Below are 10,630 nucleotides of genomic sequence, written 5' to 3'. Positions count from 1 at the left end.
GAAATTAATAGACAGTTATCTATAATCCAAAGAATTGAAACAAACAAAATTAACAAAGATTTTATTCAAAAAGTAAAAAATGATGCTATTACAAATAAAATACCATTTGATGAGATTCTACCAATAGAACATTTAAAAGGCAGATAACTATAAACCTGTTTAAACTTTTTTGAGGAACTTGAAGATAAACCCTAATAAGAGCATTCCAATCTAAGTTATATCAAGAAAATAAATATCTGGTTGCTCTCCATTATTAAAGCTAAATCTTCTTTTTTACACTTAAAAAGGTAATAATCCAATTATTTATTGTATCTTTGCATAAAGTTGCTGAATTTTGGTGTTCTTTTTTTGCAACACACAAATTGACTAATTTTCGGGAACTTTTATTTCTCTAAAAAAGTTTAAACTGCTTCAGAAATAAGTTTAAACAGCTTCGATGATAGACGAAGCAAGGGCTAGTAAAAAAACAAAGGCTTCAAAACAAGAACTTATAAATATGCTTTACAAATAATATTATCAGCTTATGGGCATTATGAAGATAAATAAGGATATGAAACTATTAAGAAAAAAAACAATTATTATTACGGCTTGTGTAGCCTGCGTACTTAGTGCAGGGATGTACCTTTACGCTTGTATATTCGAGCCTGAATGGCGCGAGTACGGCTCGGTGTTTTCACCTGAAGTGACGGTGAATAATGCTAATTACCAACCTCTTTTCTTCGATACTGAAAACGCTTTCTACAACGGGCAGTATATCGATGCCAGTAGCCGTGACTACAGCCGAAATGACGTAGCTGACTGGAATGCCTATTTGAGAACTCAACTCCCTACTAATACTATATATGCGCTGATGTATGGTGAGAGTCCGTCTTTGCAAACACTTAAAGCTAATAAAAATGAGCGAGTGCAGAATTTTTTCGCTTTTTTACAGATAGCTCGCAATAATGAGCCTATTACGGCGACTCACTTCGACCCTTGGAATTACGACGAAAGTAAGCAGGCTGAGCGCATTGCTCAAACTGAAATAAGCAAAGCAGACAAGCTATACGCACAAGCTTTGAAGCAAAAAGATGCTTTCTTTGCTAACCGGATGTGGTTTCAGTCGGTTCGTTTGCGTTTCTATTCGGCTAACAGAAGCAGTGTGATAGACTATTTTGCTAAAACCCAAGACGCACAACCTAAAAACCGTTTGTATTACCGCGCTTTGTACTATGTGGCAGGTGCCTACAAAGCCCAAAAGCAATACGCTAATGCCAATGCTACTCTTGCCAAGGTGTGGGTAGGTATGCCTGACAAAGCCCAGATGCTCACTTACGATTACCACCCGCTTACCAATGCGCAAATGAACAGCATATTGCCAAGTCTATCCGCTCAGGAGCAATGCGCTCTGTGGGCTATGCAAGGGTATTATGACAAAGACGAGGCAGAGGCTATACAGCGTATTTTGGCTATAAATCCGGCTTCGGAAGAGGTGGACTTTTTGCTATCGCGCTATGTGAATGGCGTAGAATACAAGGTAAATGTATGGAATGAAGACAATCCGCTGAAGCAAACAGCTACCTATCACCAGCACAATAAGAAGGAGATGAGTGGCCTCGCTATAGATTGGCTCGTTAATGCGGCAGAGCATACTGCAGTGAAAAACAAGTACTTATGGAATGTAGCAGCGGGCTATCTGCTGATGTATAAGGGTGAGAATGCACGGGCTAAGGCATTCCTACAAAAGGCAGAAAAAGAGGCTAAAACGCCAGAACAACAAGCGCAAATAAGAATTATAGATGTGCTAAATGAGGTAACAAGCTGTAAGACTATTGACAAAGAAGTAGAAAAACGACTGTTGAAGCGTGTGCAATGGTTGTGGCACTATTTTGAGGATGCTAACGACAACGAAAAAGGAAAGTTGCGCAGTGGTAATGCCTTTGCTTTGGTAAGGCAATACTTGGCGGCACTATACCACGAGAAAGGCAATATACTGATGAGTGAGTTGCTCAACTTTCAAGCTAATTACTACAAAAATGAGCAGCAGTCGGTAGCGATGGAGCAGTTTTTGCTAAAAACAGACAAGAGCGAATGGGAGCAGCATTGGGCTAACTACTACGCTTTTAACTTAGGTGATATTTATGAGAGTCGCGCTATTTATGCTTTCTATCGCGATGCTATAGACGAGGCGATTGCCCAAATGAAGCAAACGCCTTATGTAAATGAAAGGGTATATGATGAAGAGACAGGCAGAATGGTAACTAAGAGACTGAAAAAGAGTGATGCGTTATTGCCTGCTAATCCGTTTAATGGCTTTATAACCGATTGCCACGACTGCGAACACGCTAAAAAACAGCGAAACCCCTATACTAAGCTCTCTTTCTTAGAAAAAGTGAAGGAGATGGAGGCGAAAATAGCGCAAAATGACGACGTATATAACAATGCTCTCTTGGTAGGGAATGCGTTTTACAACGCTTCTTACTACGGTAGTTTGCGCGCTTTTTACTACAATAATATTCTGGGAGAAGCGGGTTCGCTGAGAGTAAAAGACGAAAACCGAGTGTTGCTACTCGGTATGGATAAGGCGAAGCAGTATTACCTTTTGGCTCAAAAACACGCTACTAACGACGAGCAAAGAGCCAAAATAGCCTATCTGATTGCCAAAACAGAGCGCAATGAGTTTTACAACCAAGCTTATTTTTACAAAAATAGGGATGGGGCTAACTATGATGATGTTATGTTTAAAGACTGGAAAGGCTTTAAAGAACTGCGGAAATATCCGCACACTAAGTACTACAAAGAGGTGCTAAACGAGTGTGAGTACTTTAGAAAAACCGTAAAATAAATTATAATTTATAACTTAAAAATTCAAAATTGAACAAGATAGACATTCTATTATTAGTAATCTTAGGCTTCGGACTGGTACGAGGCTTTATGCGCGGTCTCATTATTGAGATGGCATCTTTATTAGCCATAGTAGTAGGTATCTATGGGGCGATACACTTTTCGTTTTTTACGGCTCGTCTGTTGGGTGAACTGATGCCCAGCAGCCAACAAACGATAGAGGTCGTGGCTTTTGGAATCACGCTGATAGTGCTGATGTTGGCAGTGATGTTTTTGGCTAAAGTGCTTACCAAAATGCTAAAAGCGGCTGAGTTAGGATTTTTGAATCGCTTGGCAGGGGCTCTCTTTGGAGCGCTAAAGGCAGCGGTAATAGTTGGGTCGCTATTTGTGTTTTTAGAGCGCACTTTTCAGACAGAAAAATGGTTATCGCCCTCAGCTCTTAGCGAATCAGTCTTGTACGAGCCTGTGAAGAGTATCAGTGCCGTAGTGTATGCTAATGTATTTTAATTTGCCGATTTGCCGATTTGTCGATTTGTCGATTTGCCGATTTGTCGATTTGTCAATTTGTCAATTAGCAAAGAATTTTTACAGTAGAAAAAAATTAATTAGAAACTATAACTATAAAAAATTAAATACAATGAAAAGAACATTTCTCTTATTATTATCAGGTCTTTTGTGGGTAAGCTGCGAGAGAAAAACAGCGGCTGATGTATATGATAAAGACCGTTATGTCGATGTCTATCCCATAGACCCTGCGGAGAACGACAGCATCCTAAAAGCTAACAATGCTGAGCTTACTCTACGACCATTAAGAGTGATTTTTACGGGGTACCCTCAGTACGCTTTGCTGCCTATGCTAAAAGTGCGCTATGATGATGACGGCTCCCCCTATACAAACGATATAGAGTATAATGAGCTGTCGTATAGGAATGAGAACGATTATGAAGAACTACGCAATAAGGCTGACTACTACAATATGCACAACAATATAGTAGCCGGCTTTGAAGCTATCTATGGTGATGACCTGATGAATATCTTAATAACCAACAATACCACTGGCGAACGCAAAATGCTGTTTGAACAACCTGTGAGGATAAAAAACTTTTACTACCCCTCACCGCTAACGGATGTGTTGGCTAACAAACCCGTAAAACGCCAATATTATATGGTGTCTTGCTATGATGAGGATACTAACAAAGACGGCTATATAAATCGCGATGATTTACGTCGCTTTTACCTCTTTAGCTTAGACGGTAAGCTAGTACGTGCGCTTATAGAGAAGAATTACGGGGTAGTGGGTTCTGACTACGATTATGTGAATGACCTACTATTTGTATACGCTTACTTAGATAGTAATAATAACGGGAAAGTAGACGCTAAAGACCCTAAACATATTTTCCGCATCGACTTGAAAAAGCCTGAAACTACTTCAGTAGTATATAATTAAATGGAAGGATTGGTATATAAATCGACAGGTAGCTGGTATGTAGTGAAAGATATAGCTACAGGGGCGGCGTATGATTGCCGCATCAAAGGGCGTTTTAGGCTGAAAGGTATTAAAAATACGAATCCGATAGCGGTAGGCGATAGGGTGACTTTTGAGGTAGAAGAGGGGACTAAAGGTATTATTACCGAAATTAAACCTCGCGATAACTACATCATACGCCGCTCGGTAAACCTATCGAAGCAAACGCATATTATTGCCTCGAATATAGATCTTGCTTTTTTAGTAGTGACACTCAATAATCCGCTGACCTCTACTACCTTTATAGACCGTTTTTTAGTGACGGCTGAGGCGTATGGTATCAAGACGATACTGCTTTTTAACAAGATAGACACTTATAACGCAGAAGAGATTGACGAAGTGAAGTTCCTCGCCCAGCTATACCGCCAAGCAGGCTATGAGTGTATAGGCATTTCGGCGGCTACAGGTAAGAATGTAGATAAGGTAATGACAGCAATGGAGGGTAAAACCTGTGTGGTATCGGGGCATTCGGGGTCAGGTAAGTCGACTCTTATCAATGCAATAGACCCAGAGCTGCACCTTAAGACAGCCGCGATAAGCGAGCAGCACCTACAAGGGCAGCACACTACTACCTTTGCTGAGATGTTCGACCTACCTAATGGGGCGCGTATCATCGATACCCCTGGTATTAGAGGCTTTGGTATGGTAGAGATAGAGAAAGAAGAACTGACCGATTATTTTCCTGAGTTTTTTGCTCTTAAGCACCATTGCAAGTTTCATAATTGCCTCCATACTGATGAACCCCAGTGTGCTATTAAAGAGGCTTTAGAGGAGGGTACTATTGCTTGGTCGCGCTATAAGAGCTATCTGCAGATACTTAACGGCGAAGAAGATAGATAATTAGTTGATTTGCTGATTTGTCAATTATTAATGGTAGCAGTAGCTAATACGCCTGTTACTAAGATGAGTTTTATCATATTGTGAAGTAGGGCATAGCGAGGTTGGGTATGGCTTAGCCATAAGAAAAGGAGAAAGAGGCATAAGTAGCCCATCATAAATTGTAAGAAGTATCCTAACCAACCAATACTGAAATAATTGAGCAGTAGGTATACAGGTAGGCTACACAGCAATACGCTAAGGGTGATAAGCCATTTAGCAAAACGCTCCCCATACACTACGGGTATAGTAGCATAATTATGTACTAAATCGCCTTTGATATTTTCTAAGTCCTTTACAAAATCTTTGGTAAGTACGAGCAAATAAATAAGTATAGCGTGTAGAAAGATACTGTGGTCAAAATTGCGATAATACACAAATACTGCAAAAAAAGGAATAATAGCCAAGCTGGCGGAACTAAGGTTGCCCCAGAAGGCTATTTTTTTTATGCGATGTGAGTAGAGCCAAAGAGCAAAGATATAGAGCGAAAAGAAGAGTACAGCCCTGAAAGATACGTAGCTGGCTACTATCACCGATAAGAGGTTAAGCAAGAAATAAAGGGTGAGCCGTGTGTTTTGACTTACTAAGAGGTCAATCATCGTTTTCATAGGTTTGTTGATGAGGTCTTTTTCTTGGTCGTAAAACCCATTGATGATATAACCACCAGCTATGGCTAAAGCTCCTGAGAATACGAGCATAAATAGCGATTCGTCAAAAAGTACCTCTTTATAAGGGCGTTGCGATAGCACAAAGATACCCGCCAGATACTGAGCTAAACATACCATCATAATATTATAGCCCCTCACTGCCGAAAATAAGCTTAGAAGTTTTAATAAAGTAGTTTTTTTCATTATACAAAAAAAAGAGCCCGAAAATCTTTCGGACTCTTTATGAAAGTTTTATTTATAAATAATAAGTCGTTGTCCTACTCTTACGTTTTTACCTTTGATACGGTTCCATCGTTTGAGGTTAGAGATACTCACCCCGTTGCGGCTAGCAATCTTACCAAGATTATCACCTTTCTTAACGGTATAGACTACTTTATTACCAGCTTTGGCTGAATATTGGTCGCCTTTCATCACTTCAGGCAGTGGTTTTTCGCGTTTAGCTTTTTCTTCATTTAGGTAAGAGTAGATAGCTTCTTCGTTCGCTACAAATTTTCCTATCTCCGATATTGGCAGGCGTATAGCATAGTTGCGTCCTTCTACGTAAGGCACTATATCAAGCTGGTAAGAAGGGTTAAAAAACTGTATATCTTGCACATCCATACCCGTAATCTCAGCTATATCTTTAAATGGTACCGCTTGTTTTACGCGTATAGTGTCAGTCTCAAATAAATGGTTAGCACGCTTTTGAGGTTTGAAACCGTGTTCTTTAGCATATTCAAATATGTAGAGCGTAGCCAAGAAAGCAGGCACATAGCCGGCGGTCTCTTTAGGCAAGTAAGGACGCAAATTCCAATAGTTAGTCTTGCCTCCTGAGCGGCGTATCGCTTTAGTTACGTTACCAGGACCAGAGTTATAAGCGGCGAGCACTAAATCCCAATCGCCAAAGATTTTGTAAAGTTCGTTCAGGTATTTAGCAGCCGCCTTAGTAGCTCTAATGGGGTCGCTGCGTTCATCTACGTAGTTATTGACCTCTAAGCCGTAGCTTTTGCCAGTAGCGTACATAAACTGCCATAAACCGGTAGCTCCTGCATGCGAACGAGCTTTAGGGTTTAATGCCGATTCAATTATAGCCAAATATTTAATTTCTAAAGGAATTTTCTGGTTGCTCATTTCCTGCTCAAACATCGGGAAGTAGTAATCGCTAAGGCTCATCAGGCGTTCTAATGACGAGCGGCGGTTTTTGAGGAATGATTTGATAACCTGTTCTAAAACAGGGTTGTACTCTATGTTGAAGAGACTTTTTTCATTGAGTTTCTCAAGGCGTTCTTTAAGCACTTCAGTAGGTAGTTCGCCATAATCTACGTTAGTAGGTTCAGAAGCAATATCTTCGCTCATCTGAAAGAAAAGGTCTGAATTAGAGAGCTCTTTCAGCCATTTCTCATCGTATTTTTTAGCTTTAGGGTTGTCGTTTAGCTTATTGAGGGCTTCGTGTTTATTAGCAGGCAATATTGTTTTAATAGTGTCTTTAGGAGTAGTATTTTGGGCTTGAGGGGCAAGTACGCCCATCATAAAGCACATAAATGTTCCGAGTGTATATTTTCTAAATTGCATATTCTAAAAGAGATTGTTTTTCTTAAGTGTTACGTTGTAAGGCGACAAAGATAGTAAAAAAAATAGAAAGGCACAAAAAAATTCACTAATTATCCGTATCTTTGCCCCGTACAAACGCACTACAACAATGGCAGAACACAATATTCGTACCAAACATACCTTCCGACAACTTTCTTATTTTGTTAAACCTTATAGGGGTACTTTTGTAGCGGTAGCACTCTTTGCGGTGCTATCGTCTATCTTCTCTACAGCTCAGCCTTACCTTATCAAAGTTGCTATTGATAGCTATATCACTCCCAAAAACTATGATGGGTTAGTACTCATTACCTACGTTTTGGTGGGGCTACTATTGGCTGAGGTACTAATGCAATTCCTCTTTTCATACTTCTCTAACTGGTTGGGACAGACAGTAATACGCGACATCCGCCAGCGCCTGTTCGACCACTTGCTATGGGCAAAGATGCGCTATTTCGATAAGTCGTCTATAGGGGTGCTCGTTACTCGTGCCGTAAACGATATGGAGCGTATAGGCGAGATATTTAGTTCAGGACTCTTCGAGATGGCAAGCGACCTGCTCAAAATGTTGGTCATTACCATAGTAATGTTTGTAATCGACTGGAAATTAGCCCTTATCAGCTATGCTACTATGCCGTTGATACTCTATTTTACCCGTTGGTTTCAGCGCTCTATGAAGGCCGCTTTTGTTGAAGTCCGTCACCAGGTAGCTAACCTCAATTCTTTTGTGCAAGAGCGTATCTCGGGCATTAAGGTATTGCAGTTGTTTGCTCAAGAGAAAGAAGAACTCGACCGTTTCAAAAAGATAAACGAAAAGCACAAACAAGCGTGGCTGAAAACCATTTGGTATAACTCTATTTTCTTCCCTATTGGCGATTTGGGTATCTCTATTACCATTGCGCTCATCGTCTGGTTTGGCGGTAGAGAGTTGGTAAATAATAGCGTGTACGACTTAGGGAATATCTTCCTATTCATTCAGCTCTCACAACAACTTTTCCGCCCGCTCAGACATATAGCCGATAAGTTTAACGCCCTACAGATGGGGGTCATCGCTTCAGAACGTGTGTTTGCTATCCTCGATACCGATGCCGATACCGAAAAACAAGGTACGAAAGAACTTACTCAGGTAAAGAACTCTATCCGTTTTGAAAATGTTCATTTTGAATATATAGCTGGTGAAGAGATTTTGCACGGAATTACTTTTGAAGTAAAACATGGCGAGACAGTAGCGATAGTAGGGGCTACGGGGGCTGGTAAAACTACTATTACCAACCTGCTGAATCGTTTCTACGACCTTACCGCAGGGGCTATTTATATAGATGACGTCAATATCAACACCTTCACCCTTACCTCTTTGCGCAAACATATAGCTACCGTGCTACAAGATGTATTCCTCTTTGCTGATAGTATTTACAACAATATCACGCTGCGTAATCCCGATATTACTCGCCAGCAGGTCGTTGAGGCAGCTAAGCGCATAGGCGTACACGACTTCCTGATGCAGCTGCCCGAAGGCTATGATTATAATGTTAAGGAACGCGGTACGATGCTCTCAGCAGGGCAACGACAGCTTATTGCTTTCTTACGTGCTTATGTGCATAGTCCGGAAATACTTATCTTAGACGAGGCTACCTCATCAGTCGATTCGCACTCCGAACAGCTGATACAAGAGGCTACCGAAAAGATAACCGAAGGGCGCACTTCTATCATCATAGCCCACCGACTTACTACGGTCAAAAAGGCAGATAAGATAATCGTACTCGATAAAGGTAATATCGTAGAGATAGGCACTCACGACGAGCTGCTACAAATAGAGAACGGCTACTACCGCAACCTATACGAAGTACAGTTTTTATAAAGACGAAAAATGAAAGACGAGAGTGTGTTGCTCTCGTCTTTCATTTTTCGTCTTTATTTTTTAGCAATAGCGCACTTCAACGCTAACACACTGCCCAAATGCACTCCTTCGTGCGAAATATTGAAGTAAATAGCCTCATCAATATTGGTCAAAGGGTATTCTATGCCTGTCAGGTAGTGGTTATAGTGCTTAAATATCCCTTTAGCGTAGTCAGCTTCCAGATGGTCAAGAGTGCTGAACATTAGGCTGCGCACTTCCTCTATCTCGGTAGCGGTAGGGATATGCCCATCAGGCACAGTGCCTTTGCGGTACTTCGCTATAAAATCATCGCTTAGGTAAGTCGGCAGGTCGCTATTAGCATAGCAATACAGCTGCTGGGTTACCACACAGTGGGCGATATTCCACAATATGTTGTTCTTAAAACCCGCTGGTATAGTGGCGAGCTCTTCAGGCGTGAAGCTGTTCAGCAACTTTAACTGACGCTCACGCAATTTTCGGTACAAAGCAAATACTTCTTTCATATCCTTAAAAATCAAAGTCAAAATCGTTTAGTTCTTCTAATTTGCTGGTTTCTGTTTCGTTCAGCACCTCTTGTAGGCGTTCAGCGGTAGCCTCTTTACCAGTACCCCAAAGGTCACCCAATAGTTCAGCTATACTGTTTTTTTGGTTAGGCTCAAAATCAGCAAAGGCGCGACGCAAGAAGACTACTGACCGCAAAAACTGTTCTTCGTCTAACTGACGTACATAGTTGTCTAACTCCTGCCATATAATGGTGCGCGATAGTAGCGCGTAGCGGTTGCGCCCCGAAAAACCTTCAAACCATGCCGCTCCTAAATCAGCAGGAACGCCAGCAGAAAGCCGCCGCGATACCTCCCGACTGCACTCCTCTTCGGTAGCCAAATTGTGCTCTAACAGAACAGCAAAAGCCACGCCTGATAGCTTGCTATTCAGGTCATCTCGCCACGCCACGTGCGCTACCTCTTTGTGCCACGTTTCTACATCTACCAGCTCGTATTGTTGCTCACTTATGTACTCCATAGCGTTGATAGCCGGCACTATAGTGTTGGCAGCTTTGTCATCGCAAGCAGCCGCATCAGTCAGCAAGAGGGCAGCGCGCAAAAAGAGCTGTTGCAGTATAGGCTTCAGCGGTTCGAGGTTGAACTGTCTTAGGTCGCCGTATTGTATGAGCACCGATAGCTCTTGCGCAGCCATAGCCGTTTCCACAAAGCTATTAGTGTCTACTAATAGCCGTTGGAGAGTACTTAGTGCGTTGCTGAAAATATCCGTGAGCCTACACTCGCAGGCTTTGCGTAT

General features: G+C 41.4%; 9 protein-coding genes. 5 read left to right on the top strand and 4 right to left on the bottom strand.

Annotated elements, in window-relative coordinates; all coding sequences use genetic code 11:
- Window positions 1–550 precede the first annotated feature (550 nt).
- The 4 genes from HMPREF9074_RS09655 to rsgA all read left to right on the top strand — a co-directional run bounded on the left by HMPREF9074_RS09655 (window position 551) and on the right by rsgA (window position 5,188).
- Window positions 551–2,824, top strand: a complete 2,274-nt coding sequence (locus HMPREF9074_RS09655; protein ID WP_084063437.1) for a hypothetical protein — start codon at window positions 551–553, stop codon at window positions 2,822–2,824.
- A 29-nt stretch (window positions 2,825–2,853) separates the two neighbouring features.
- Window positions 2,854–3,330 (top strand): CvpA family protein, encoded by a 477-nt coding sequence (locus HMPREF9074_RS09650; RefSeq protein ID WP_034540465.1) that lies wholly within the window; start codon window positions 2,854–2,856, stop codon window positions 3,328–3,330.
- 130 nt (window positions 3,331–3,460) lie between these two features.
- Window positions 3,461–4,270, top strand: a complete 810-nt coding sequence (locus HMPREF9074_RS09645; protein ID WP_034540463.1) for a hypothetical protein — start codon at window positions 3,461–3,463, stop codon at window positions 4,268–4,270.
- Window positions 4,271–5,188: a ribosome small subunit-dependent GTPase A gene (gene rsgA / locus HMPREF9074_RS09640; RefSeq protein WP_009389305.1), complete on the top strand. Its 918-nt coding sequence runs from the start codon at window positions 4,271–4,273 to the stop codon at window positions 5,186–5,188.
- A gap of 20 nt (window positions 5,189–5,208) precedes the next feature.
- On the opposite strand, the gene HMPREF9074_RS09635 is transcribed toward rsgA, so the two are convergent.
- Window positions 5,209–6,075 carry a geranylgeranylglycerol-phosphate geranylgeranyltransferase gene (locus HMPREF9074_RS09635; RefSeq protein ID WP_009389306.1) on the bottom strand — a complete coding sequence of 289 codons (867 nt, stop codon included), beginning with the start codon at window positions 6,073–6,075 and terminating at the stop codon, window positions 5,209–5,211.
- A 48-nt stretch (window positions 6,076–6,123) separates the two neighbouring features.
- Window positions 6,124–7,443, bottom strand: a complete 1,320-nt coding sequence (locus HMPREF9074_RS09630) for a lytic transglycosylase domain-containing protein (RefSeq protein WP_009389308.1) — start codon at window positions 7,441–7,443, stop codon at window positions 6,124–6,126.
- Window positions 7,444–7,570: 127 nt separating this feature from the next.
- Between HMPREF9074_RS09630 and HMPREF9074_RS09625 the strand changes: the two genes are divergently transcribed.
- On the top strand, window positions 7,571–9,316 hold the full coding sequence (locus tag HMPREF9074_RS09625; RefSeq protein ID WP_009389309.1) for an ABC transporter ATP-binding protein: 1,746 nt from the start codon (window positions 7,571–7,573) through the stop codon (window positions 9,314–9,316).
- A gap of 53 nt (window positions 9,317–9,369) precedes the next feature.
- On the opposite strand, the gene HMPREF9074_RS09620 is transcribed toward HMPREF9074_RS09625, so the two are convergent.
- Together HMPREF9074_RS09620 and HMPREF9074_RS09615 are read right to left on the bottom strand one after the other, a co-directional pair.
- Window positions 9,370–9,837, bottom strand: a complete 468-nt coding sequence (locus HMPREF9074_RS09620; RefSeq protein WP_034540461.1) for a DinB family protein — start codon at window positions 9,835–9,837, stop codon at window positions 9,370–9,372.
- A 4-nt stretch (window positions 9,838–9,841) separates the two neighbouring features.
- The coding region (locus HMPREF9074_RS09615) for a DUF5682 family protein (protein WP_034540458.1) at window positions 9,842–10,630 on the bottom strand (789 nt) is incomplete at its 5' end.

It is taken from the genome of Capnocytophaga sp. oral taxon 329 str. F0087, from assembly GCF_000213295.2.
Taxonomy (GTDB): Bacteria; Bacteroidota; Bacteroidia; order Flavobacteriales; family Flavobacteriaceae; genus Capnocytophaga; species Capnocytophaga leadbetteri_A.
This window is presented reverse-complemented; position numbering and strand designations above follow the sequence as displayed.